25 protein-coding genes are annotated in these 24,737 nt (G+C 69.3%); 13 read left to right on the top strand and 12 right to left on the bottom strand.

Features of this window, described 5'->3' with window-relative positions; all coding sequences use genetic code 11:
* The first annotated feature begins 22 nt into the window (after nt 1–22).
* From OG627_RS17865 to OG627_RS17855, 3 genes are all read left to right on the top strand, one after another.
* Nucleotides 23–1,135 carry a LacI family DNA-binding transcriptional regulator gene (locus OG627_RS17865; protein ID WP_329066271.1) on the top strand — a complete coding sequence of 371 codons (1,113 nt, stop codon included), beginning with the start codon at nt 23–25 and terminating at the stop codon, nt 1,133–1,135.
* 381 nt (nt 1,136–1,516) lie between these two features.
* On the top strand, nt 1,517–2,665 hold the full coding sequence (locus OG627_RS17860; RefSeq protein ID WP_443073635.1) for a metallophosphoesterase: 1,149 nt from the start codon (nt 1,517–1,519) through the stop codon (nt 2,663–2,665).
* 147 nt (nt 2,666–2,812) lie between these two features.
* The gene (locus OG627_RS17855; protein ID WP_329066267.1) at nt 2,813–3,646 is read left to right on the top strand and encodes a hypothetical protein; all 834 of its coding nucleotides are present in this window, start codon (nt 2,813–2,815) and stop codon (nt 3,644–3,646) included.
* A 159-nt stretch (nt 3,647–3,805) separates the two neighbouring features.
* Here the strand turns inward: OG627_RS17855 and thiC are convergent, their stop codons facing one another.
* The gene (gene thiC / locus OG627_RS17850; protein ID WP_329066265.1) at nt 3,806–5,617 is read right to left on the bottom strand and encodes a phosphomethylpyrimidine synthase ThiC; all 1,812 of its coding nucleotides are present in this window, start codon (nt 5,615–5,617) and stop codon (nt 3,806–3,808) included.
* A gap of 208 nt (nt 5,618–5,825) precedes the next feature.
* Here thiC and OG627_RS17845 point away from each other — a divergent pair, with 208 nt between their 5' ends.
* Nucleotides 5,826–7,322, top strand: a complete 1,497-nt coding sequence (locus tag OG627_RS17845; protein ID WP_329066263.1) for a YibE/F family protein — start codon at nt 5,826–5,828, stop codon at nt 7,320–7,322.
* Between the two features lie 54 nt (nt 7,323–7,376).
* On the opposite strand, the gene OG627_RS17840 is transcribed toward OG627_RS17845, so the two are convergent.
* The 4 genes from OG627_RS17840 to OG627_RS17825 all read right to left on the bottom strand — a co-directional run bounded on the left by OG627_RS17840 (nt 7,377) and on the right by OG627_RS17825 (nt 9,668).
* Nucleotides 7,377–7,811, bottom strand: a complete 435-nt coding sequence (locus tag OG627_RS17840; protein ID WP_114624467.1) for an SsgA family sporulation/cell division regulator — start codon at nt 7,809–7,811, stop codon at nt 7,377–7,379.
* Between the two features lie 101 nt (nt 7,812–7,912).
* Entirely contained in the window at nt 7,913–8,683 is a 771-nt protein-coding gene (locus OG627_RS17835) for an IclR family transcriptional regulator (protein ID WP_329066259.1), read from the bottom strand.
* Nucleotides 8,684–8,985: 302 nt separating this feature from the next.
* Nucleotides 8,986–9,207: a DUF5326 family protein gene (locus tag OG627_RS17830; RefSeq protein WP_329066257.1), complete on the bottom strand. Its 222-nt coding sequence runs from the start codon at nt 9,205–9,207 to the stop codon at nt 8,986–8,988.
* Between the two features lie 143 nt (nt 9,208–9,350).
* Nucleotides 9,351–9,668, bottom strand: coding sequence for a cupin domain-containing protein (locus OG627_RS17825; RefSeq protein WP_329066255.1), 318 nt, complete (start codon nt 9,666–9,668; stop codon nt 9,351–9,353).
* 15 nt (nt 9,669–9,683) lie between these two features.
* On the opposite strand from OG627_RS17825, the gene OG627_RS17820 reads away from it, so the two are divergent.
* The 5 genes from OG627_RS17820 (at nt 9,684) to OG627_RS17800 (ending at nt 13,405) form a co-directional block, all read left to right on the top strand.
* A complete protein-coding gene (locus OG627_RS17820; RefSeq protein ID WP_329066253.1) occupies nt 9,684–10,064 on the top strand; it encodes a phage holin family protein in 381 nt (126 codons plus the stop codon).
* On the top strand, nt 10,057–10,611 hold the full coding sequence (locus tag OG627_RS17815; RefSeq protein ID WP_329066251.1) for a low molecular weight protein-tyrosine-phosphatase: 555 nt from the start codon (nt 10,057–10,059) through the stop codon (nt 10,609–10,611). Before OG627_RS17820 ends, OG627_RS17815 begins: the two co-directional genes overlap by 8 nt.
* On the top strand, nt 10,608–11,741 hold the full coding sequence (locus OG627_RS17810; protein WP_329066250.1) for a cystathionine gamma-lyase: 1,134 nt from the start codon (nt 10,608–10,610) through the stop codon (nt 11,739–11,741). Before OG627_RS17815 ends, OG627_RS17810 begins: the two co-directional genes overlap by 4 nt.
* A gap of 239 nt (nt 11,742–11,980) precedes the next feature.
* Nucleotides 11,981–12,874, top strand: a complete 894-nt coding sequence (locus tag OG627_RS17805; protein WP_329066248.1) for a LysR family transcriptional regulator — start codon at nt 11,981–11,983, stop codon at nt 12,872–12,874.
* A 51-nt stretch (nt 12,875–12,925) separates the two neighbouring features.
* Nucleotides 12,926–13,405, top strand: a complete 480-nt coding sequence (locus OG627_RS17800; RefSeq protein ID WP_329066246.1) for an NUDIX hydrolase — start codon at nt 12,926–12,928, stop codon at nt 13,403–13,405.
* Nucleotides 13,406–13,468: 63 nt separating this feature from the next.
* Here OG627_RS17800 and OG627_RS17795 read toward each other — a convergent pair whose 3' ends face one another.
* Both OG627_RS17795 and OG627_RS17790 read right to left on the bottom strand, forming a co-directional pair.
* Nucleotides 13,469–15,286, bottom strand: a complete 1,818-nt coding sequence (locus OG627_RS17795) for a globin domain-containing protein (RefSeq protein WP_329066238.1) — start codon at nt 15,284–15,286, stop codon at nt 13,469–13,471.
* 318 nt (nt 15,287–15,604) lie between these two features.
* Nucleotides 15,605–16,246, bottom strand: coding sequence for an HAD family hydrolase (locus OG627_RS17790; protein ID WP_329066235.1), 642 nt, complete (start codon nt 16,244–16,246; stop codon nt 15,605–15,607).
* A gap of 205 nt (nt 16,247–16,451) precedes the next feature.
* On the opposite strand from OG627_RS17790, the gene OG627_RS17785 reads away from it, so the two are divergent.
* Nucleotides 16,452–17,312 (top strand): GNAT family N-acetyltransferase, encoded by an 861-nt coding sequence (locus OG627_RS17785; protein WP_329066232.1) that lies wholly within the window; start codon nt 16,452–16,454, stop codon nt 17,310–17,312.
* Between the two features lie 91 nt (nt 17,313–17,403).
* Complete coding sequence (locus tag OG627_RS17780; protein ID WP_329066231.1) at nt 17,404–17,856, top strand: GNAT family N-acetyltransferase; 453 nt, start codon at nt 17,404–17,406, stop codon at nt 17,854–17,856.
* A gap of 105 nt (nt 17,857–17,961) precedes the next feature.
* Here the strand turns inward: OG627_RS17780 and OG627_RS17775 are convergent, their stop codons facing one another.
* Both OG627_RS17775 and OG627_RS17770 read right to left on the bottom strand, forming a co-directional pair.
* Entirely contained in the window at nt 17,962–19,344 is a 1,383-nt protein-coding gene (locus OG627_RS17775) for a serine hydrolase domain-containing protein (protein ID WP_329066229.1), read from the bottom strand.
* A 9-nt stretch (nt 19,345–19,353) separates the two neighbouring features.
* The gene (locus tag OG627_RS17770; RefSeq protein WP_329066227.1) at nt 19,354–19,857 is read right to left on the bottom strand and encodes a hypothetical protein; all 504 of its coding nucleotides are present in this window, start codon (nt 19,855–19,857) and stop codon (nt 19,354–19,356) included.
* Nucleotides 19,858–20,094: 237 nt separating this feature from the next.
* Between OG627_RS17770 and OG627_RS17765 the strand changes: the two genes are divergently transcribed.
* On the top strand, nt 20,095–20,484 hold the full coding sequence (locus tag OG627_RS17765; RefSeq protein WP_329066225.1) for a LysR substrate-binding domain-containing protein: 390 nt from the start codon (nt 20,095–20,097) through the stop codon (nt 20,482–20,484).
* 118 nt (nt 20,485–20,602) lie between these two features.
* Here OG627_RS17765 and dnaB read toward each other — a convergent pair whose 3' ends face one another.
* A complete protein-coding gene (dnaB, locus tag OG627_RS17760) occupies nt 20,603–22,063 on the bottom strand; it encodes a replicative DNA helicase (RefSeq protein WP_329072743.1) in 1,461 nt (486 codons plus the stop codon).
* Between the two features lie 441 nt (nt 22,064–22,504).
* On the opposite strand from dnaB, the gene OG627_RS17755 reads away from it, so the two are divergent.
* Nucleotides 22,505–23,842, top strand: a complete 1,338-nt coding sequence (locus OG627_RS17755; protein WP_329066223.1) for an MATE family efflux transporter — start codon at nt 22,505–22,507, stop codon at nt 23,840–23,842.
* A gap of 148 nt (nt 23,843–23,990) precedes the next feature.
* On the opposite strand, the gene rplI is transcribed toward OG627_RS17755, so the two are convergent.
* Both rplI and rpsR read right to left on the bottom strand, forming a co-directional pair.
* On the bottom strand, nt 23,991–24,437 hold the full coding sequence (gene rplI, locus OG627_RS17750) for a 50S ribosomal protein L9 (protein WP_114624449.1): 447 nt from the start codon (nt 24,435–24,437) through the stop codon (nt 23,991–23,993).
* Between the two features lie 18 nt (nt 24,438–24,455).
* Nucleotides 24,456–24,692 carry a 30S ribosomal protein S18 gene (gene rpsR, locus OG627_RS17745; RefSeq protein WP_003967857.1) on the bottom strand — a complete coding sequence of 79 codons (237 nt, stop codon included), beginning with the start codon at nt 24,690–24,692 and terminating at the stop codon, nt 24,456–24,458.
* Nucleotides 24,693–24,737 lie beyond the last annotated feature (45 nt).

Below are 24,737 nucleotides of genomic sequence, written 5' to 3'. Positions count from 1 at the left end.
CGAGCCCTACTATCGGCTCGCCATGACAGCAGCAGGGAAACACCAGGTGAGCCGGACGGACACGACGCGTCGGGGAAACCGGCAAAGCCGGGCGGGCATCAGGGACGTGGCCGCCGCAGCCGGTGTCTCCATCACGACTGTCTCGGACGCGCTCAACGGCAAGGGCCGCTTACCCGAGGCCACGAGACGCCACGTCCGGGAGGTCGCCGAACGCCTCGGCTACCGGCCTTCCGCCGCGGCCCGAACCCTCCGTACCGGCAAGTCCGGCCTCATCGGCCTGACCGTGACCACGTACGGGGATGAACCTTTCACCTTCACCGAGTTCGCCTACTTCGCCGAGATGGCCAGGGCCGCGACCTCGGCCGCGCTCGCCCGCGGCTACGCCCTCGTCATCCTCCCCGCCACCTCCCGCCACGACGTCTGGGCGAACGTCGCCCTGGACGGCACCGTCGTCATCGACCCCTCCGACCACGATCCGGTGGTCGCCGAACTCGTCCGCCAGGGACTCCCGGTCGTCTCCGACGGCCGGCCCGCCGGCACCGTGCCCGTCACCGCGTGGGTCGACAACGACCACGAGGCGGCCGTCCTCGATCTGCTCGACCACCTCGCCGACGCGGGCGCCCGCCGGATCGGCCTGCTCACCGGCACCACCACGGACACGTACACCCGGCTCTCCACCACCGCCTATCTGCGCTGGTGCGAACGCGTCGGCCAGGACCCGGTGTACGAGTCGTACCCGGCCCACGACCCCTGTGCGGGCGCCGTCGCCGCCGACCGGCTGCTGGCCCGCCCCGACCGCCCCGACGCCGTCTACGGGCTGTTCGACCCCAACGGCACCGATCTGCTCGCCGCCGCCCGGCGGTACGGACTGCGCGTGCCCGAGGATCTGCTGCTGGTCTGCTGCAGCGAGTCCACCGTGTACGCCGCCACCGAACCGCCCATCACCACCCTCTCGCTCAAACCGCGCCGCATCGGCACCGCCGTCGTCCAGCTCCTCATCGACGCCATCGAAGGCATCGACACCGGCCGGCCGGTCGAGCAGGTGATACCGACCGAACTGATCATCCGGACCTCCTCGCAGCGGCGTCCGCCGCGCACCACGGTCAGTCCGCCGCGCTCCCCCGCGGGCGACTGACCGCGTACGGCCGGGCGCCCGGGGAGCCCGGAGGCCCGGGGCGGTAAACCCCGGGCCGACTCCCCCGGGCCACTGAGGGCCGTCAGGGCGCCGCGAGGGCGTCCGGATTCCGGTGTACCGGTGTCCCGGCAACAGTCCGGGGCGGGACGGCCGTAGACTCCCGGGAGTCGGCCGGAGGACCAGACCTTTCGCATTTGGGGCGATCGGCGCGAAAATCGTCGCCGATCCGGAGGTCCGACCGGATTCACCACCCCTGGTGCGTCCCACAGGACCAGCGGCGTTCCTATGATGGGCGCACGACACCACGGACTTTCCCCTATCGTCGATGGGCTCATCCCCATCCCGGCCGGGCGGGCCCTAGAGGTGTACGGCGGCGCGACGGTGGTGGAGGGGTCGATGACACAGGGGGCCGGCCAGGGACCCGCGGTGCGGACGGCGACGTTGCGCGACTTCCGCGTACCGCCGTACGCGCAGGTGCCCGTGCAGTCCGGAGAGCCGGGGCCGCCGGCACAGCCGCGGCAGCCGGTACCGCCGCCCGTCGCCGTGGTGGCGGACGGCCCGTCCGGGCACCCCGGCAACGCGATCCCGGCCGACGAGCCACCGGAGGGCTACACGCCCACCGAACGCGACCTCCCGGTGATCAACCGGGGGGACACCGTCCAGGTTCACGTGGACCCCGTCGACATCCCCGCGACCGACGCCCTCGGCCCGCTCTACGCCGTCGGCGACGTCCACGGCTACCTAGACGAACTGGTCGCCGCTCTCGCCGAACAGGGCCTCATCGACGGGGAGGGCCGCTGGGCGGCGGGCAACGCCCGCCTCTGGTTCCTCGGCGACTTCACCGACCGGGGCCCCGACGGCATCGGCGTCATCGACCTCGTCATGCGCCTCTCCGCCGAAGCGGCCGCCTCCGGTGGCTACTGCAAGGCTCTGATGGGCAATCACGAACTGCTGCTCATCGGCGCGAAGCGATTCGGCGACACCCCCGTCAACTCCGGCGCGGGCACCGCCACCTTCCAGGCCGCCTGGCTGCTCAACGGCGGCCAGCGCACCGACATGGAGCGGCTCCAGGACGTCCATCTCCAATGGATGTCACGGCTCGACGCGATCGTCGAAGAGGACGGGCATCTGCTGATGCACTCCGACACGACGGCCTATCTGGACTACGGCTCGACGATCGACGACGTCAACGACACCGTGCACCAGATCCTGACCCGCAATGACGCCGATGAATGCTGGGATTTGTTCCGCAAGCTCACCAAACGCTTCGCGTTCCGTGACGAGGGCGGCCCGGAGGCCGTGCGCGAACTGCTCTCCCAGTACGGCGGACAGCGAGTCGTCCACGGCCACAGCCCCATTCCCTATCTGCTCGGCGAAGTCGGCACCGAAGACGACGCGGACGGCGAAGAGGACTCGGGTCCCGTAGTGGAAGGGCCACACGTATATGCCGAAGGACTTGCCATCGCCATGGACGGCGGCGTCACCATGGCGGGGAAACTGCTGGTGGAACAGCTTCCGTTGACCGGCTGAGGAAAAGCGGGACAGGTGATTTCCGGAAACCCCCTGTCACCCCGCGCCGAAACAGCTCTACCATCGCCTTATCCGTAGCAGGCTCTCCTCCGTTTCCGCCAACTGTCCGTCCTGTACGGACGACCCGGCCCTACGGAGTATCGGGGGATGCACATGAATAGCGCTCCACACCTGCTGAGCGAGGATCGCGCGGATTTCGAGCGGATCCTCGACGAAGCACTGCGCAATGCGCACGACCGCCCGGATCTCGCCGAGATCGGTCGACGGCTCAATGCCGAACAGCTGCGCACCATGGCTCTGAACGCCACGGTGCTGATCACCACCGCCGCGGCGGCGGAGTACGAGCACTACGCGAAGATCCGCGAGGACGCCCGCTCGCCGGCCCTCGTCGCCTCCTCGGTCCAGGAATCCGTCCTCGACGCGGGAGACGACGACACACCGGGTTCCGGCGCCGGATTCGCGGCCGTCATCGCCGTGCTGCTCCCGATCCTGGGCGGCACGGCCGCGTTGATCTTCCTGCTCGTCGGCTATCTGCTCAAGGCCCTCGACCCCGCGCCCGCGTTCGCCGACAGCATGCTGGCCGTCGGCTGGTTCTTCGCGGCCGTCACCGTGCTCGGCATCCTGGCCGCGGCGGTCGCTCTGCTGGTCACCGCCCTGCGCAACAGCTCCACCCAGCTCCCGGCCGCGGAATCGCCGAGCGGCGAGCTGCCCGACGAGGTGGCCCGCGCGCGGGAAGCCTGGCGCCACGCCCTGCTGGAGCGGGGCATCCTGCCCTTCCTGCGGGACGCCCTGGCGGACCCCAGCGCCGATCCGACCGCGCCGGGACCGCCGCGCCGGGTCAAGCACCTGCCCAAGATCGGCTACAGCCGTCCGGACTTCTCCAGCCCCGACGAGGGCGCCACGGACGGCCAGCGTCCGACCTTCAGCAGCCCGGACTTCACGAGCCCGGACTTCGGCGGCCCGGACCACCGGCCGGAGTAGCTCCGGCCGGTGGTGCCGGGCCCCGGTGGCGCTGCCGACCGCGGGTGGTCGGCGCGGTCCGACCGTACGTACCGGATACGAGGCGGTACGAGGCCGCCCGAGCCCACGCGTCCTCCCGTCGGACGGACGCTCACCGCGCTCGCCACGTCGGACGGACGCTCAGTCGGCCAGCGGCAGATAGACCCGGTTCCCGGTCGCGGCGAACTCCCTGGACTTCTCCGCCATGCCCGCCTCGACCTCGTCCGCGTCCATGGCCTCGCCGTGCCGCCGCCTGATGTCCTGCGAGATCTTCATCGAGCAGAACTTCGGACCGCACATCGAGCAGAAGTGCGCCGTCTTCGCCGGTTCCGCCGGCAGGGTCTCGTCGTGGAACTCCCGCGCCGTGTCCGGGTCGAGCGCCAGGTTGAACTGGTCCTCCCAGCGGAATTCGAACCGCGCGTCGGAGAGGGCGTCGTCCCACTCCTGCGCCCCGGGATGCCCCTTGGCGAGATCCGCCGCGTGCGCGGCGATCTTGTACGTGATGACACCTGTCTTGACGTCATCGCGGTCCGGCAGCCCGAGGTGCTCCTTGGGAGTGACGTAGCAGAGCATCGCGGTGCCCCACCAGGCGATCATCGCCGCGCCGATGCCGGAGGTGATGTGGTCGTACGCCGGAGCCACATCGGTCGTCAGCGGGCCGAGCGTGTAGAACGGCGCCTCCTCGCAGATCTCCTGCTGGAGGTCGATGTTCTCCTTGATCTTGTGCATGGGCACATGGCCCGGACCCTCGATCATCGTCTGCACGCCCAGCCGCTTGGCGGTCGTGTTCAGCTCGCCCAGCGTGCGCAACTCGGCGAACTGCGCCTCGTCGTTGGCGTCGGCGATGGAACCCGGCCGCAGGCCGTCACCCAGGGAGTACGTCACGTCGTACGCGGCGAGGACCTCGCACAGCTCCTCGAAGTTCTCGTACAGGAACGACTCCTTGTGGTGCGCGAGGCACCACGCGGCCATGATCGAGCCGCCGCGCGAGACGATGCCGGTCTTGCGGCGGGCCGTCAGCGGCACGTACCGCAGCAGTACCCCGGCGTGGACGGTCATGTAGTCGACGCCCTGCTCGGCCTGTTCGATCACCGTGTCCCGGTAGATGTCCCAGCTCAGCTCCTCAGCCTTGCCGTCGACCTTTTCGAGCGCCTGGTAGAGCGGGACGGTGCCGATGGGCACGGGGGAGTTGCGCAGTACCCACTCGCGGGTGGTGTGGATGTTGCGGCCGGTGGAGAGATCCATGACGGTGTCCGCGCCCCAGCGGGTCGCCCAGGTCATCTTCTCCACCTCCTCCTCGATGGACGAGGTGACCGCGGAGTTGCCGATATTGGCGTTGACCTTCACCAGGAACCGCTTGCCGATGATCATCGGCTCGATCTCCGGGTGGTTGACGTTGGCGGGCAGTACGGCGCGGCCCGCCGCGATCTCCTCGCGCACGACCTCCGTAGAGACGTTCTCGCGGATCGCGACGTACTCCATCTCCGGGGTGATCTCCCCGGCACGGGCGTACGCGAGCTGGGTGACCGGCCTGCCGGAGCGGCCCCGGCGCGGGCGGCGCGGCCGTCCGGGGAAGACCGCGTCGAGACCCCGCAGATCAGTCGTTCCGCTCCGGAGCTGCCCCCCGCGCGGTGTGGTGTGCTTGAGGCCGTCGTCCTCGGGGCGGACCGGCCGCCCCTCGTACTCCTCGGTGTCGCCGCGCGCGACGATCCAGTTCTCCCGCAGGGGCACGAGGCCGCGGCGTACGTCGGTTTCGACGGTGGGGTCGGTGTACGGCCCCGACGTGTCGTACAGCGTCACGTCCTTGCCGTTGGTGAGGTGCACCTGTCGGACCGGCACCTGGAGATCGGGGCGTGAGCCCTCCACATATCCCTTGTGCCAGCCGATGGACTTCCCGGCCTCGCTCGGAGTTCCCGAATCGGAGGCAGGCGTGCGTGCGTCCTGAACGGTCATGAGACCTACTCCCTACGCCGGCATTACCCGGTAACAGGTTCAGCGGTCGACGCAGCTCAGGTAGGTGGGGGAAGAGTCCCGCACCACCTCGTTCAGCGCCCTCTCAGCCCGGTGCTCCGAGCTCCCGCGTGTGCAAAGGTGTCCCCACGCTAGCGTCATTTCGGGCGTGCTGAACAGGGGGCCCCTTGCTTCTTGCGATGATCTGGCGGTGACCTCACCCCAGCAGACTCACGAGCCGCACGGCCACTCGCACAGCCATGGGCCCGCCGCGCCGGTCTCACTCCATCTCCGCAAGGTGATCGCGGCGGTCCTGATCCCGTTCGCGGCCGCAGTGGTCGTCGGGCTCGCCGTGCTCTGGCCGGGCGGTGCCCCGGCGCACGAGCGCACCGGTGTGGGCTTCGACCGGCAGACCGAGCAGGGACGGGTCGTTCAGCTCGAACGGATCGACTGCAAGGACGTGAACGCCTCACAGATCCCGGCCACCGGTGACACCTCCACGCCGCAGGGCCGCGAGGCGGTGCAGGAGGAGACCGGCAGCTGCAAGAAGGCCACGATCGAGGTGACCAGCGGCAAGGAGAAGGGGCACACGTTCGTCGAGATCGTCCAGCCGGACGCCCCGCGGCAGTTTCACGTGAAACAAGGCGTGGTGGTGGCGTACGCACCCGACGCGCCCCGTGATCTCCAGTACTCCGTGACCGATGTGGACCGTCAGTTCCCCATGGCCCTGCTGGCCGGGATCTTCGCCCTGGCGGTGGTCGTGGTGGGACGGATGCGCGGAGTCATGGCGCTGGTCGCGCTCGCCATCTCCTTCGCCATCCTGACGCTGTTCATCCTGCCCGCGATCCTCCAGGGCTCGAATCCGCTGATCGTGGCGGTGGTGGGGGCGAGCGCGATCATGCTGATCGCGCTCTACGCCTGCCACGGCCTGACGGCCCGTACCTCGGTCGCGGTGCTCGGCACGCTGATCTCGCTGCTGCTGATCGGGCTGCTGGGATCACTCTTCATCGGCTGGGCGAGCCTGACCGGCAACACGGACGACAACACCGGTCTGATCCACGGTCTCTATCCCGAGATCGATATGAGCGGTCTGCTGCTGGCGGGCGTCATCATCGGTTCGCTGGGTGTGCTCGACGATGTGACGGTGACCCAGACGTCCGCGGTCTGGGAGCTGCGCCAGGCGGATCCGACGATGGGACCGCGCGCCCTGTACCGCGCGGGGATCCGGATCGGCCGGGACCATATCGCCTCGGTGGTCAATACCCTCGTGCTGGCCTACGCGGGCGCCGCGCTGCCGCTGCTGCTGCTCTTCTCGATCGCGCAGTCGAGCGTCGGCTCGGTGGCCAACAGTGAGCTGGTCGCGGAGGAAATCGTACGGACCCTGGTGGGCTCGATCGGGCTGGTCGCCTCCGTCCCGGTGACCACGGCGCTGGCGGCGCTGGTGGTGTCCGCCGACCGGCAGGCTCCCGGAGAGGCGGCCCCTGCCGCGGCCGGACCGGGAGTGACAGGACCGGGAGCGTCCGGGGCGGGAGCTTCCGGAGCTGGTATGTCCGGGGCGGGTACCGAGGGCGCCGGCCCGGTCGGACCGGTCGGGCCGGGTATGCCGGGCCCGGCGTCCGGAGGGCCCGAGGAAACTCTTTCCGGGCCGCTTCCGGGTGCTCCGGCACGCGGTCTGGGCGGGGGCCGGGGCCGCCGTCGCAAGAAGTAACGCGGGCGGCGGAAATCACCCGGACGGCCCTGTCCGACGGGCGTCGGCCCCGGCTCAGCCGGCGTTCTCCTCGGCGAGAATGCGGCCCAGGGCCTCTTCCAGATTGCCCTCGAAGTCACTCAGCGTGCGCTCCTGGCCGAGCGGGACCAGTCGGTCCGTACGGTCGAGGAAGGCCACCAGCGGGGCCGCGCTGACCCGGAAGAGCGCGTGATCGTCGCCCACCTGGAGCCGCATATGGACATCGGAGAGATCGTCGGGGGTGGTCGGCGCGATGTGCACATCGCCGTCCCCGCTGGGTGTGTTGATGCCGTCGAGCAGCAGTTCGCGACCAAACGTCCAGGTGACAGGCGCGTCGCCGGGCAGATGAAAGGTCATCCGCACCGCGTAGGGATCCCTCACTTCGTAGTGAAGTTCCACCGGGATACGGAACGAGAGCTCCTCGGAGACGAGGAAGCTCATCAGGACCTCGGCCTGGACCGACTCGCGCATCGTGTACTCCGGAGTAGATGAAGCATGGCTGGGAATGATCCCCTTGGACCCTCTTGACGCCATCGTGCTGTAAGCGCTAGCAGATCACAAGGAGTAATTTTTCAGATACTGATAGAGAAGGCTAGCGAGGTCAGCAGCGCACCGATCTCTCTGTGTAACCGTTCGACTGCTGGGAGAAGTCTCTCCCGCTCGTCAAACGGTACAGAAATGGCCACCGCGGCGGCTGTGGAACCCACAGTGACGGGCACCGCCGCGCAGACGGTGCCCAGGGCGTACTCCTGCCGCTCCAGGACCGGTTCCATCCGCCCCAGCGAGCCCAGCCGATCCAGCAGTGCGCCGCTGTCCGGTACGGAGTGCGGCGTGAGCGGGCTGACGGGATGGCGGCACAGGTGGTCGCGACGCTCCTCGGGAGTGAGCTGGCTCAGCAGACACTGCCCGATCGCGTGGGCGTGAGCCGTCTCGCGGAAGTCGGCCCACTCGTCGATCGCGGGGGCCGCGGCGCTGTCGGCGACGGCGACCAGGCCGACCTCGCCCTCGTGGTAGATCGCGAAGTACACCGGGGCGCCGATGATGTCGCGCCAGTGGCCGAGAGATTCGGCAATCTTGCTGCGACGATTCTGCAGCGCCTCGCTGTGCCCCAGCCGCTCCACCGCGTCGCCGAGGACGAAGACACCTCGCTCGCGGCGGAGGTAGCCCTCGTAGGCCAGCGTGCGCAGCAGGTGATAGGCGGTGGGCAGCGGCAGTCCGGCCTCACGTGCCAGCTGTTTGGCGGTGGCTCCGTCCGGATGGGAGCCCGCCGATTCCAGCAGTCGCAGCGCTCGCCGTACCGAGCCGATCAGAGTAGGGGCCGCGGTGGTGGTTGCTGTGGCCAAAGGTCACCCCCAGGCATGTGACGGGCATCGTGCCCGCCCGCGGGGGCCGCCCCCGCGCGCCCGCCGCACCCTGACAAGGGACCGAGAGATCAGAGACCACCGAAGGAGCCTGGTCAGGCGGACCCTGGAATCCCTGAAACCCCGCCCGGATAGATCGCACAAACCCATGTTCGGAGCGATCGTCTTGGGTGTTTTCCCAGGGTGCGGCAGAGATTTGCCACTCTAGGGGCAGGCCGGGGCCCAGGATGGTTTCCCGTTCACCTTTCCCCCCCACGGGCTAACCGTCATACGGGACGACAGCCCTACCAGTCGCCTCGCGAGGACGACGAGGACGACATGAACTTCCGTACGACGTAGATCAGTCCACCGACCAACGCCACGAAGACCAGCACCTTGAAGAGCACCGAGATCACGAACGTGAGCAGGCTGACGATCAGTCCGCCGAACACGACGAGGGCGATCACGGGCACCGCGACCCACTTCACCCACCACGGCAACCCCGTGAATATCTCCCGAACCGCCATCGCCCTTACCTCGCTTCACCGAGTCGCACAGGAATCTGCCTGACCCGGTCGATGCTAGAGCGCGCGAAGCGCTCACGGTGGCCCGCGACCCCCCGCTCTCCCCTGATCCGACCCTGAGACGCGCATAAGGGTCGAAGCCGCCGTCAGCCCTCGGGCGGAGAGAACACCACCATCACCCGCAGATCCTCCGAGATGTGGTGGAACTTGTGCGCCGTTCCCGCCGGCACGTACACCACGCTGCCCCGTGCCACCTGCGTCGTCTCCATCCCGACCGTGATCGCGGCCCGGCCGCTCACCACGAGGTACACCTCGTCCTGCGCGTGCGGTTGCTGCGGGTCGGTCGCCCCGGCGTCCAGCGCGTACAGCCCCACGGACATATTGCGCTCACGCACGAACTGCAGATACGCGCCGTCGTTGGCGGCACGCTCCGCCTCCAGCTCATCAAGTCGGAATGCCTTCATGCCACGATCAGACACATGAAGAATTTCCTAGTCAAGACACTCGCCAACGCCGCGGCCCTGGCCGTGGCGATCTGGCTCGTCCGGAACATCACCCTCGCCGGCGGCAGCACCGGGACGAAGATCCTTACGCTGGTCCTCGTCGCGCTGCTCTTCGGCGTCGTCAACTTTGTCGTCAAGCCGGCGGTGAAGCTCCTCACGCTGCCCCTGTTCGTCCTCACCCTCGGGCTGTTCACCCTCGTGGTCAACGCCCTGATGCTGCTGCTGACCTCATGGCTCGCGGACAAGCTGAACCTGAGTTTCCATGTCGACGGCTTCTGGACGGCGGTACTGGGCGGTCTGATCATCTCGGTCGTCTCGTGGGCGCTGAACATCGTTCTGCCCGACGACAATGACTGACCGTCCCGCCGGCCACACCGCGAGCCGGGCCGCCGCGGGCCGTCCCGCGTCCGGCCCGTACCGCGTCTGCTTCGTCTGCACCGGCAACATCTGCCGTTCCCCGATCGCCGAATCCGTCGTCCGCGCGCTGCTGGCCGACGCCGGGCTCGACGGCGCCGTGACGGTGGACAGCGCGGGCACCGACGGCTGGCACGAGGGCGACGGGGCCGACCCGCGCGCCGTCGCCGTACTCGACGCCCACGGCTACCCGGGCGACCACACCGCCCGGAGGTTCCAGGCCGCGTGGTTCCCGCTGCTCGACCTGGTCATAGCCCTCGACGAGGGACATCTGCGGGAGCTGAGGCGGCTGGCGCCCACCCCCGCCGACGCCGCGAAGGTCCGGCTGCTGCGCTCGTACGATCCCGACGCGGAAGCGGACGGCGCACTCGACGTGCCCGATCCGTACTACGGCGACAGGGCCGGCTTCGAGGAGTGCCTGCGGATGGTGGAAGCGGCGGGCGAGGGGTTGCTCACGGCCGTACGGAACGCGATACAGGAGACGGAATGAACGACGACAGAACCATCGGGGACGGCACCCGCGCCGTCCGGGCCGGGCTGCCCGACCCCGTGAAGTACGAGCCGACCCTGCCGGGTCCGGTCTTCGCCGCCCACTTCCACCTGCCGGGCGAACCGGCCGGACCGTACACCTACGGGAGGGACGAGAACCCGACCTGGACCCATCTGGAACGCGCCATCAGCGAGTTGGAGGCACCGGGGGAGTCCGTCGAGACCGTCACCTTCGCCTCCGGGATGGCCGCGATCTCCGCGGTCCTCTTCTCCCAGCTCAAGGCCGGCGAAGCCGTCGTCCTGCCCGACGACGGCTATCAGGCCCTTCCCCTGCTGCGGGAACGCCTTGAGGCGTACGGCGTCGAGGTACGGACCGCGCCGACCGGCGGCGACGCCCAGCTGGACGCGCTGCCCGGGGCCCGGCTGCTGTGGATCGAGACCCCCTCCAACCCCGGGCTCGACGTCTGCGACGTACGGCGCCTGGTGCGCGAGGCGCATGCGGCGGGCGCCCTGGTCGCCGTCGACAACACCCTCGCCACGCCTCTGGGCCAGCGGCCGCTGGAGCTGGGCGCCGACTTCTCGGTGGCGAGCGACACCAAGGGCATGACAGGCCACGGAGACATCCTCCTCGGCCACGTGACCAGCGGCGATCCGCGACTCGCGGCGGACGTACGGCGCTGGCGCAAGGTCGTCGGAGCCATTCCGGGACCGATGGAGGCATGGCTCGCGCACCGCTCGCTGGCCACCCTCCAGCTGCGCGTCGACCGGCAGTGCGCCACCGCCCTGGAGCTGGCGAAGGCGCTGGAGGGACGCGACGAGGTGAGCGGGCTGCGCCACCCCGGGCTGCCCGGCGACCCCTCGCACCCGATCGCCTCGCGGCAGATGCGCCGCTTCGGCTCCGTGGTGTCGTTCGTCCTGCCCGACCGGGCCCGGGCCGAACGCTTCCTGGAGGGGCTGAGGCTGGTGGACGACGCGACGAGCTTCGGCGGCGTGCGGTCCACGGCCGAGCGGCGCGGCCGGTGGGGCGGCGACGCCGTACCGGAAGGCTTCATCCGCTTCTCCGTCGGGGCCGAGGACCCCGAGGACCTGATCGCTGACGTACTGCGCGCCCTGGACGCGGCGGCGGGCTGACCCGGCGCCCGGCCACGCTCGCGCGTCCGGGCGTCCGGCGTCACGGAAAGCGGACGGTCCGAGCCTCCCCCCTCATGGCTCGGACCGTCCCAGGTTCCACGCGCGGAGAACCACCTGTCCAAGGCTAGTTGACTCTGCGTCAGTGTCCAATCACAGTAGCGACAGGAAGCTATCGACTTATTTATAGTTGACGGTCCGAAGTGGCTGCGGGGACGAGGTTCAAGACGGGAGAGCAGGACATGGACCTGGCTCTGCTGCGCACCTTCGTCACCGTGCACCGCGCGGGATCCTTCACCCGCGCCGCCGCCCTGCTCGGCCTCTCCCAGCCCGCCGTGACCGGCCAGATCCGCACCCTGGAACGGCAGCTGGGCCGCCCGCTCTTCCTGCGCCAGGCCAGAGGCGTGACCCCCACCACGATCGGCGACGAACTCGCCCACCGCGCCGCACCCCATCTCGACGCGCTGGTCGAGATCGCCGAGACCGGACTGGAGGAGGAATCCGGCGCACGGACCCTCCACCTGGCCGGACCACCGGAGTTCACCTCCCTGCGCGTCCTGCCCGCCCTCACTCCCCTCACCACCCAGGGCCTCGCGCTGCGCACCTCGTTCTTCGGCAACGCCGAGGAAATACTCGAAGGTCTGGCCGCCGGACATCATGATCTGGCCATCGCCACCGCCCGTCCCCGAGGCGGACTGCTCACGGCGACTCCGCTCTGCGACGAGGAACACGTACTGATCGCGGCGCCCCGCTGGGCGGCCCGCCTGGGCCACACCGTGCTGCGCGAGGGGCAGGTGGTGCTGGAGCAGCTGCCGGTCGTGGAAGTGCACGAATCACTCCCCCTCGTCTCCCGCTACTGGGCCTCCGTCTTCGATTCCCGGCCGGCCGCCGCGGGGACGGTCATCGTGCCCGATCTGCGCGCCGTACTCGAATGCGCGGCCGCCGGCGCCGGACTCGCCGTACTGCCCCGCTATCTCTGCGAAGGAGCCCTGGAGCGCGGAGAGGTGGTCGCCCTCCTCGATCCGCCGGTGCCCCCGCTGCGCACCTACTTCCTGGTCGTACGTACGGGCACACTGGCCCTGCCGCCGATCGCACGGGCGCACGAGTGGCTGCTGCGCGCGGCCGTCGACTGGTGACAGCGGGGGCGGAGGAGTTTCAGACACGGTGTCGCGGGCGAACCTCTTCCCATGACCGAACGGCCCGTGGTCAAGCGCACCGCACGCGCCATCCTGCTGGACGGCGCTGACCTTATCCTCATCAAACGCACCAAACCCGGCGTGGATCCCTACTGGGTCACTCCCGGCGGCGGGGTCGAGAAGAGCGACGCCACCGTCATCGAGGCGCTCCACCGCGAGGTGGACGAGGAACTCGGCGCCAAGATCGTCGATGTGGTGCCCTGCTTCGTGGACACCGTGGAGCACATCGCCGGCGGCGGAGTGACCGGCGTGAAGGTGCAGCACTTCTTCGTCTGCCGGCTGGAATCCATGGACCCCTCCCTGAGGCACGGCCCCGAGATCGAGGAGCCGAGCGGGGAGTACGAGATCGTCAGAGTTCCGTTCAGCCGGGTCGGAATCGCCGCGGTCCATCTCGTACCGCTGTCGCTGCGGCACTACCTGGACGGCAACATCGAGGGCGTGCGCGCGATGCACGCCCCCGATCTGGGCTGACAGCCGCACCGAGCCGGCCGACGCCGCCGGACCGGCCGGGGGCCGGGGCCGTTCGCCGTTGCTTTAGTTGGCTGCTGCCAGCAGCTCCTCGAGGGAGTCGTGCCGGATCCGCTCCGACGGGATCCCGACTCCCCTGAGCGCGTCGAGGCCACTGCGGATCAGCCCGGGAGGCCCGGACAGATACCCGTCGTACTCGTGCCAGGGGCCGTAGTCGCGCACCGCCTCAGGGAGACGGCCCGTAAGGCCCTGGCTCGGCCCCTCGGCGACCACGGGACGCACCGCCAGCCACGGATGCTCGCTCTGGAGGCGCAGCATCGTCTCGATGTCGTACAGGTCCTGATCGTTGCGCGCACCGTAGAACACCTCGACCCTGCGCCGGTGCCCGTGCTCGGCGACGTCCTCGATGAGTGCCTTGATCGGCGCGATGCCGGTGCCTCCGCCCAGGCAGAGCAGACCGTTGTCGGTGCTGTGGTCGACGGTCATGGAACCGACAGGAGGCCCCAGCCGCAGGACATCGCCGGGTCCGGCGCGATGGACCAGGGCGTTGGAGACCCAGCCGGCCGGCACCGCCTTGATGTGGAAGGACAACAGGCCGTCGGGCCGGGGCGCCGAGGCGAAGGAGTAGTGCCGCCAGACCCGGGGCCACCACGGCGTCTCCATGCTGGTGTACTGACCGGCGCGGAACGGATAGGGCTGGTCGGGCCGGACCGTGACGACAGCGATGTCCGAGGTACGGCGCTCGTGCGAGACCACTTCGGCCTGCCACCAGGCCGGCGCGTGCTGCTCGTTCTCGGCGGCCGCGTCGATCATGATCTGCGAGATCGTGGTGTACGTCCTGACCCAGGCGTCCTCGGTCTCGTCGTCCCAGGTGCCGACGGCATAGCGGGACAGCGCGCCCATCAGTGCCTCGCCGACGGCCGGATAGTGCGTCGCGCGGGTGCCGTACTTGCGGTGTCCCCGGCCCAGGTGGCGGAGATAGTCCGTCAGAACAGCCGGCGAATCCATGTGCTCGGCGGCCGTGAGCAGTGCCTTGAGCAGCCGGTCGCGCTGGGCGTCCATGGCCACGGGGAACAGAGCCCGCAGGTCCGGATTGCGGACGAACAGCAGCGAGTAGAAGTAGGACGTCACCTGGTCGGAGACCGGGGCGATCTCGGCGAGCGTACGGCGCACGAGCACGGCGTCGGGCGAGGCATACGGATCGACGACCGCGGCGGGCGGTGGCCCGGCCGGCTCCTGCGCGGCCTCCACTTCGGGCGGCAGTGCGACCGACACCGGCACCTCCGGTGGCAGAGATCCCGAGCCGCCACCGCTCTCCGCTTCCCCCGCGGCCTGCTCGGGCATGGCTCCGGACGGCGCGGGCTCCGGCTGCGGGGAGTCCGACTGCTCGGGATGGGGGCGAACGTCGTCGGGCGGCAACTGCTCCGGCAGCGCGGCGGCAGTGGACGCGCCGGCCTGCGGGGCCTGTGTCAGAGCCTGCTCGGCGTCGCCGTCCACCGCTGCGGCAGACCCCTCGGGGACCTGGGGGTGGGAAGAGGGCCCGTCGCCGCCCTGGCGGCCCTTGTGCCGCGGCTGGAAGGCATCAGGGACGTCGGCCGCCGGCGCGGCGGCGTCGCCGTCCGTCCGGCCCTCTTGCCCCTCGCCTTCACGCGGGGGCGGCGCGGGACGGGTGCCGCCGGAACCCACCGGGCGTATGGAGGCAAGTGAGCGGCTCGGGACGGGTATTCGTTCCCGGCCCGCCGCCTCAGCACCGCCTGCCGTCCCGGCATCCGGTCGGCCGCCGCTGCCGCCGGGGGCCTTGCGGGGAGCGAACCAGCCGCTTCCCGAGGTACCACCGTCTCCGGAAGTGCCGTTGTCGGCCGACGTGGTGGTCGGAGCGTCCATGGTGTGCCTCGCCTCGAACATCTTTCAGTCGGTCTGAGCGCTCCCGCTGGACCGGAATACGCTGGTAATTCCCCCGCTCTGACTAGGACTGCCGTCAGCTCATGTCAACCTCCGCCGTAGCCCCGAAGAGGGCACGAGGTGACGCAATGCGACATTGCTCGCGGTGCCTGTCGTCGCAGCATGCCAGCCCCCACGGTCACAGGGGACAAAAAGCGCGAAGTCCGGCCATCCGTACCGGATTTACCGTTAGGCTGCATTGCTCCGTGTTCATCTGCCGGATTCCGACCGCGTTTCCGCAGCACCGCGGGGGCCAGAGTATTACTGCTGGACGTACGCCAGTTCATAGGCCTCACGCAGATCGCCCCCCGAGTACGCGTACGTGGCGAGCCCCGACAGATGGTGATCCGCATTCACCGCCACCGACCTGGGCACCACCGCGAAGATCTCCGCGTCCGACATCGAATCACCATAGGCAACACAGTCGTCCATACTCACCCCGAACTCTGCACACAGCTGGTTCGCGATCTTCACCTTGGCAGCCGGAGTGAGAATGCCCGCCCGATCGACGGGGTCGACAAACGGCAGCGCGGGCCAGCGCGAACCATGAGCCGCATGCACACCCCAGCCCAGCAGCCGCGAAACAAAGAAATCGGGCGAGAGGGAGATAACGGCACAGTAATCCCCGCGCTCCCGAATGTCCGCCCACACCTCACGGATGCCAGCCAGCCAGGGAGCACCATCGAAGGCCGCGGCCACCTGCGCCACGGTGAGTTCCGCCCACAGTTCCCGGGCCCTGAACGCGAATTCGCCCGGCGCCAGTCCTCGCGTCAGGAAGTCGCTCTCCAGCTGGGCGATTTCGGCACTCAGCCCCAACTGACGGGAAATTTCCACAGCGGCAGCCGACCCCCGGATGAGTGTTCCATCGAGGTCGAAGAGATGAAGCCTGCGCACGCTCGCCATGTGCACCGAGGTTAGTACCTGTGCCTGCCGCCGTCGCCCCACGTCCAACGAGCGGGCAGCCGGTGCCGTGTTTCACGTGAAACATCCCCCGCCCCGGCCCGCACGACGTGACCGGATATCAACTCGACGACCGGGCACGAGCTGTCCTGATCACTTCCCGTAAAACGGTGGACGAACGATCTCCCGCTCCGACAGCCTGACCCTCATGCCGACACCGCTCTCCCTACCGCCCATCCGAGCCCTGACCATGGGCGACCTCATGCCCTGCGCGGACCTGGCCGAAGACCGCGGCTGGGCGCGCGAGGAACACAAATGGAGCCTGCTGCTGACGGCGGGCACGGGCTACGGCATCACCGACCCAGAAGACCCTGAGGGCAAGCGGCTGGCCGCCGCATGCGTGACCACCCCGTACGGCTCCCGGCTCACCGCCATCGGCATGCTGCTCGTCGCGCAACGGCACGCCCGGAAGGGGCTCGGACGGCGATTGATGAGCCATGTGCTGCACAAGGCGGATCACGCACCTCTCATGCTCTACGCGACACCGTACGGTCAGCCCCTCTACCGGCAGCTCGGCTTCACCGATGTCGGCGCGGTGGAGAAGCTGAGCGGGCACCTCCGCCCACCCGTGGCCGCCACACAAGTCACCACCCGCGCCGCGACCGCGGGTGACCTCCCGGCCATCATCCGCCTGGACACCGAGGTATCCGGAGTCGACCGCACCCCTATGCTCGCGCGACTCCCCGCCTTCGCTGACCGGCTCAGAGTCTCCGAAGAAGGCACCGTCCTCACCGGATACGCGGCGGCCTGGCCCACCCCCGAGACAGATGTCGTCGGCCCGCTGATCGCACACGACACGGAGACCGCCAAGGCGCTGATCACCTCACTGGCGAAGCCGAGCAGACCGCTACGCCTGCACATCGATTCACGCCATCAGGAGTTGCTCGACTGGGGCAGGGAACACGGCCTCGATTCCGGCGCCCTGACCACCACCATGGTCCACGGGCTCCCGGACCTGCCGGGTGACTGGAAGCGACGCTTCACACCGCTGAGCCTGGCAACGGGCTGATGCACCGACGGAACCGGCCCGGCCAAGGCCATCACGACCGGCACCAACCGGGCCGGACGTCGGTCTCGCGGCTCGACGTAGTCTGCGGATCATGAGCGATCTGACGATACGGCCTGCCGCCCTCGACGACATTCCCACCATCGTGGCCATGCTCGCGGACGACCCGCTCGGCGCCCAGCGCGAGTCCCCCGACGACCTCACGCCGTACATCGCGGCATACCAGCGCCTGGCCAACGACCCCAACCAGCACCTCATGGTTGCCGTACGCGGCGACCGGGTGGTCGGCACACTCCAGCTCACAGTCATCCCCGGACTGTCCCGGCGCGGCGCCACCCGCTCCATCATCGAAGCTGTCCGGATCCATGCCGAGGAGCGCGGCAGCGGGCTCGGAACCCGATTCATCGAGTGGGCGGTCGATGAATCGCGGCGCCAGGGGTGCCAACTGGTCCAACTCACCTCCGACGCCGCGCGCACCGACGCCCACCGCTTCTACGAGCGGCTGGGATTCACCGCCTCCCACATCGGCTTCAAGCTGAGTATCTGAAACCGCGTCCTGTCGGCGGACCCGTCATCGGCGCCCTCGGACCCGCCCGTGTTCCCACGCCGGCCGAGGGCGACGACAGGTTTCACGTGAAACATCGGCGCCGCCCTACTCCCCGACGCCTCGCCAGCCGCCTTCGTCCACGCCACCGGGAACAGCGTCACCCGGCTCGTACGGCTCACGGGTGAAGACGAACGAGCCGAGATCGAGATGGCTGACCGATTCGTCCGACCGCCGCACCACACGCAAGGTCTCCCCCGCGTAGTAGTCGTCGAGACCCGTCCATGTCCCATCGGGCTGTACGGCGAAGCGGGAGCCACGACCACCCCCGCGCAGCGGACGCAGCTCCAGCCCCCGATCCGCCACCAGCTTCAGCCCGAAAGCGCTCGTGCCCCAGTACCAGGGCCCTGTCAGCGCCAGCAGCTCCTGATCCACCTCGGGCAGCGGTGTCCACGGTCCGGGCATCCGAGGTTCCGCATCGGCCACAATGCCGACGAGATCCGCGGCCACGGCACCGATCTGCGGCCCGGACGTCGCGTTGGCCAGCGCCACTGCGGCCACTCCGTCCTCCACGCTCGCCCACAGACACGCCACGAAGCCGGGCAACGATCCCGTATGCCCGATCAGGGTCCGCCCGCCCCGGCGGGCCAGCTGCACCCCGAGCCCGTAGCCGCCGTCCCACTCCCCGGCCCCCGCGGGTACCGACGGGGTGCGCAGCTCCGCCACAGAGGCGGCGTTCAGCACCTCGGCATCCCCCTCGACGAGGAACATCGCGAAGCGGCAGAGATCCGCGGCCGTCGACCAGAGCTGCCCCGCCGGAGCCATCAGCCCCAGATCCTCCGCCGGCTCGGGCAGCATCACGTCGGCCCACGGGTGCACGGCCCACCCACGCGCGTGCGGAGCGACCGGCTGAGCGCCCGTACGGTCCATGGCCAGTGGCACAAGAACCTCGCGCCGCAACGTCTCCTCCCAGGACGCTCCCCGCACGGCCTCCACCAGAGAGCCGAGCAAGGTGTATCCCGTATTCGAGTAGTGGTGGCGCCGCCCCGCGGGATGCAGCATCGGCCGCTCACCCAGCACATCCGCCAGCCCCGGACGGAGCACACCGGGGGTCCGCTCCCACCAGGGCGCCGGAGACTCGGCGCTCAGCCCCGCGCTGTGGCCGAGGAGCTGGGCGACGGTGACCTCGCCGACGCCTGTGCCCGGAAGATGCTTCTCCAGAGGATCGTTGAGGTCGAGCAGCCCCTCATCGCGCAGCCGCAGCACCAGAACAGCGGTGAAGGACTTGGTGATCGACCCGATGCGGTACTGCGTCCCGGCATCCGGCGCACGCCCGTCCACACCACCGCGCGCCCCCGACCACACCACCCGCCCCTCACGCGCCACCGCCCCGACGAACGAGGGAGCGCGCCCCTCGGCCTGCGCACGGGCGATGCGATGCGTCAGGGCCCGCCGAGTACCGGGCAACAGCTCTTCCCAAGGTGAGGTCATGCCCCACATCTACCGGTGGGATCCCACCGAGTCGACTCCATTTCGCCCAGCGCCGAAGACCAACTGACTGAAGTAGTGGCCTTCTTCGATGTCCGCGATCAGTCCAGGGTGCGTGGGCAGCCAGCCGAGACGTTCCCGGGTCAGTGCGCTCGACGTCGGGCTGTCGGTCGAGACCAGCGGGGCAAGGAAGCCGAAATGCCGGCTCGCCTCCTCGGCCGTCAGGCTGACGGCCGGGAGCTCCAGCCGGCGGCCGATGGCCTCCGCGATGTCCCGGAACGGCACCTCCTCCTCGGCGACCGCGTGCAGTCCCGTACCGGCCGGAGCTGATTCCAGGGCCAGCCGGAACAGGGTCGCCGCGTCAAGCCGGTGCACGGCGGGCCAGCGGTTCGATCCGTCACCCGCATAGGCCGACACACCATTTTCCCGCGCGATACCGATCAGGATCGAGATGAATCCGCGTGCGTCCCCCTGACCGTGCACGGTCGGCGCCAGCCGTACCGAGGATGAGCGCACGCCGCGTTCACCCATGGCGAGGACGGACTTCTCAACCGGGAGCCGCAGGGCTGTGAGTGCGCTGGGCTCGTCGGGGGTCCGTTCGGTGAGCAGGCGGGCCCCGGCGTGCGGCCGATGACTCCCGAGGCGACCGCGAAGGGCTTGTCAGTCCCTTCCAGCGCCACACCGATCGCCTCCGCCGCGTTCAGCTCGGCCTGCGCGCGAGCAGCCGGGTCGGTGGTTTACGAGGAGCCCCGGGTGCTCCTGGTGCCCGCGGCGCATCGCCTTGCGGGCAAGGAGTCGATCACGCTCGACGACTTCGCCGACGAACCGCTCCTGCGCTACGCGGAAGCCGCCTACGACGCGTTCTGGCGTATCGACCCCCGCCCGGACGGCCGCCCGGCACCCGACGGCCCGCTCGTCGAGACGCACGCGGACAAGCTCGAAGCCGTCGCCGGCGGCCGGGCCCTCGCCCTTGCACCGACGGGCGGCGGGAACAGCGCTGTCAGGCGTGACCTCACGGCCATTCCGGTGGCGGGGATCGAGCCGTGCACAGTCGTGATCGCGACCCGCGCCGGCGAACGCGGCCACCTGGTCACAGCCTTCCGCGAATCAGCCCGGGCAGCATCGCACCGGTCGCGATTCTGACCGCGGGAAGCCGATGGGCGACGGCCCACCAGCAAGCTCACGACGGCATAAGCGCCACCACTGTGCCGTCGGAGCCGAGAATCGTGCCGCGAAGTCCGAGAGGCCCTACGGCCGCCGCTCAGGTCTGCGCCATGTCCACGAAGCGGGAGTAGTGGCCCTGGAAGGCCACCGTGATCGTCGCGGTGGGGCCGTTACGGTGCTTGGCCACGATGAGGTCGGCCTCACCGGCGCGGGGGGATTCCTTTTCGTAGGCGTCCTCGCGGTGGAGCAGGATCACCATGTCGGCGTCCTGCTCGATGGAGCCCGATTCACGCAGGTCGGAGACCATCGGCTTCTTGTCCGTACGCTGCTCGGGGCCACGGTTCAGCTGGGACAGGGCGATGACGGGCAGTTCCAGCTCCTTGGCGAGGAGCTTGAGGTTTCGCGACATGTCCGAGACCTCCTGCTGGCGGTTCTCGGCGCGCTTCGACCCGCCGGACTGCATCAGCTGGAGGTAGTCGATGACCACGAGCTTGATGTCGTTCCGCTGCTTGAGGCGGCGGCACTTCGCGCGGATCTCCATCATCGAGAGGTTCGGGGAGTCGTCGATGTAGAGCGGGGCCTGGGAGACGTCGGGCATACGGCGGGCGAGCCTCGTCCAGTCCTCGTCCGTCATCGTGCCGGACCGCATGTGGTGCAGCGCCACCCGCGCCTCGGCGGAGAGGAGGCGCATCGCGATCTCGTTGCGCCCCATTTCCAGGGAGAAGATCACGCTGGGCAGGTTGTTCTTGATGGACGCGGCGCGGGCGAAGTCGAGGGCGAGGGTCGACTTGCCCATCGCGGGACGGGCGGCGATCACGATCATCTGACCGGGGTGAAGGCCGTTGGTGAGGGAGTCGAAGTCGGTGAACCCGGTCGGCACACCGGTCATCTCGCCGTTGCGCGAGCCGATGGCCTCGATCTCGTCGAGCGCGCCCTCCATGATGTCGCCGAGCGGCAGATAGTCCTCGCTGGTGCGCTGCTCGGTGACGGCGTAGATCTCGGCCTGGGCGGAGTTGACGATCTCGTCGACGTCTCCGTCGGCCGCGTATCCCATCTGCGTGATCTTGGTGCCGGCCTCGACGAGGCGTCGCAGCACCGCCCGCTCGTGGACGATCTCCGCGTAGTAGGAGGCGTTGGCCGCGGTCGGGACCGACTGGACGAGGGTGTGGAGATACGAGGCGCCGCCGACGCGGGTGATCTCGCCGCGCTTGGTCAGCTCGGCGGCGACCGTGATCGGGTCGGCCGGCTCCCCCTTGGCGTACAGGTCGAGGATGGCCTGGAAGACGGTCTCGTGCGCGGGACGGTAGAAGTCGTGGCCCTTGATGATCTCCACGACGTCGGCGATCGCGTCCTTGGACAGCAGCATGCCGCCGAGGACGGACTGCTCGGCGTCGAGGTCCTGCGGAGGGACCCGTTCGAAGCCGGCCGATCCACCGTCCCAGGGGCCGCTGTCGCTGCCCCGGTCGTGCTGCTCTCCTCGCCCCCGGCCCTCCCCACGGCGCTGCCGGGAGACAGGCAGACGGTCACTGGGACCGGCATCGGTCCAGGGGTCGTCCAATGGCTCGGGAATGCTCACCGGCCACCTCCTCACGTCCGCTCAGCGGACCTCGCCGTGCCACTTCTTTCTACGGCACGACACTGACAAAACGAGAGGTCTGACTCCGGTTCCGGCGCGTCGGACGCCGGTCCACGGTAGGCCCGCGAGCGACGTCAGCCAATCTTGTTATCCACAGGCCATGTGGACGAAGCGCGAGATGCTGTGGAGAACTCGGCAGAACCTGTGCACGGACCGGGGGACAGCACTGTGGACAAAGTCATACCGACGTCACCGCAACCACTCTGAGCTGGGCTTTTTTCATCCACCGGCTGTGCAGGAGAAAAACTTTCCCGACTGGACCAAGATCAGAACAAACGGTCCTCCACCCGACCTCCACAACCCCGCCAGGTAAGGATCAATAGCGTCTTGCGTCTCTTACCTGTGGAAGATTAGATTGAGTGCATGACACAGGCTCCCGCGGCATCCAGGACGGGCCGGCGACAGCACGACCGCGAGATCATCGCACTCGCCGTTCCCGCCTTCGGCGCCCTCGTCGCCGAGCCCCTGTTCGTCATGGTCGACAGCGCGATTGTCGGCCATCTCGGCACCCCGCAACTCGCCGGGCTGGGAATCGCCGCAGCCCTGCTGACCACCGCGGTGAGCATCTTCGTCTTCCTCGCCTACGCCACCACCGCGGCCGTCGCCCGGCGGGTCGGTGCGGGCGATCTGAAGGCCGCCATCCGCCAGGGCATGGACGGCATCTGGCTGGCGATGCTGCTCGGCGCCGGAGTCATCGCCGCCACCCTTCCCACCGCCCCCTGGCTGATCGGCCTGTTCGGGGCGTCGGACACCGCCGCCCCGTACGCGGTCACCTATCTGCGGATCTCCAGTCTCGGCATCCCCGCCATGCTGATCGTGCTCGCCGCCACCGGGGTGCTGCGCGGACTCCAGGACACCCGTACCCCGCTGTACGTCGCCATCGGCGGGTTCAGCGCCAACGCGGTGCTCAATGTCGCTCTGGTCTACGGAGCGGGACTCGGTATCGCAGGCTCCGCCTGGGGCACGGTGATCGCCCAGTGGGCCATGGCGGCCGTCTACCTCGTCGTGGTCGTACGGGGAGCACGCCGGCATGGCGCGTCGCTGCGCCCGGACGCCGCGGGGATACGGGCGAGCGCCCAGGCCGGCGTACCGCTGCTCGTCCGTACACTCTCGCTCCGGGCGGTCCTCATGATCGCCACCGCGGTCGCCGCCCGGCTGGGCGACGCGGATATCGCCGCCCATCAGATCATTCTGTCGCTGTGGAGCCTGATGGCGTTCGCCCTCGACGCCATCGCCATCGCGGGACAGGCCATCATCGGTCGCTACCTCGGAGCCGGTGACACCAAGGGCGCCCGGGAAATCTGCCGCCGCATGGTGCAGTGGGGCATCGCTTCCGGGGTACTGCTCGGCGCGCTGATCGTAGCGGCGCGGCCACTGTTCATTCCGCTGTTCACGGGCGACCAGGTGGTGCGGGACACGCTGCTGCCCGCCCTGCTGGTCGTGGCCGTCACCCAGCCGATCGCGGGGGTCGTCTTCGTACTGGACGGCGTACTGATGGGCGCGGGGGACGGCCCGTACCTCGCCCGAGCCATGCTGGTGACCTTGGCCGTGTTCGCCCCGGTAGCGCTGCTCGTCCCCCAGCTGGGCGGGGGACTGACGGCACTCTGGTGGGCGATGGGCCTGATGATGGCGATCCGCATGCTGACCCTCTGGCTGCGCACCCGCTCCGGCCACTGGCTGGTCACGGGCGCCACACGCTGATCGAGACGTTCGACCCGTTTCACGTGAAACATCCGCCTTGGCTGGTTTCACGTGAAACGAGCCTTCGGCAAACAGAGCGACAGAGCGAGAGGGCCGCATCCCCTGGGGGATGCGGCCCTCTCCATGCTCTACCGAGTTGAGACGACGCTTACGCGGCGACGACCTCGATGCCGAGCTTCGCTGCGACCTCGGGGTGCAGGCGCACCGACACCTGGTGCGAGCCCAGGGTCTTGATCGGCGAACCCAGCTCGATACGGCGCTTGTCGACCTCCGGACCACCGGCGGACTTGATCGCCGAAGCGAGGTCAGCCGGGGTGACGGAGCCGAAGAGGCGGCCGGCGTCGCCGGAGCGAACGGCCAGCTGCACCTTCACGCCTTCGAGACGGGCCTTGATCTCGTTGGCCTGCTCGATGGTCGCGATCTCGTGGATCTTGCGGGCGCGGCGGATCTGCGCCACGTCCTTCTCGCCACCCTTGGTCCAGCGGATCGCGAAACCGCGCGGGACCAGGTAGTTGCGAGCGTAGCCGTCCTTGACGTCCACGACGTCGCCGGCGGCACCGAGGCCGGAGACCTCGTGGGTGAGGATGATCTTCATTATTCGGTCACCCTTCCCTTATCGCGCGGTGGACGTGTAGGGCAGCAGCGCCATCTCACGGCTGTTCTTGACGGCCGTGGCGACGTCACGCTGGTGCTGCGTGCAGTTGCCGGTAACGCGGCGGGCACGGATCTTGCCGCGGTCGGAAATGAACTTCCGCAGCATGTTCGTGTCCTTGTAGTCCACGTACTGGGTCTTGTCCTTGCAGAACGCGCAGACCTTCTTCTTAGGCTTGCGCACAGGCGGCTTCGCCATGGTGTTTCTCCTGTGTGATCAAGAAGTGGGGTGCGAGCCCGCCCT

This window comes from Streptomyces sp. NBC_01429, from assembly GCF_036231945.1.
Classification (GTDB): Bacteria; Actinomycetota; Actinomycetes; order Streptomycetales; family Streptomycetaceae; genus Streptomyces.
The sequence above is the reverse complement of the archived record's forward strand: the minus strand, read 5'-3'. Positions and strand labels throughout refer to the sequence as shown.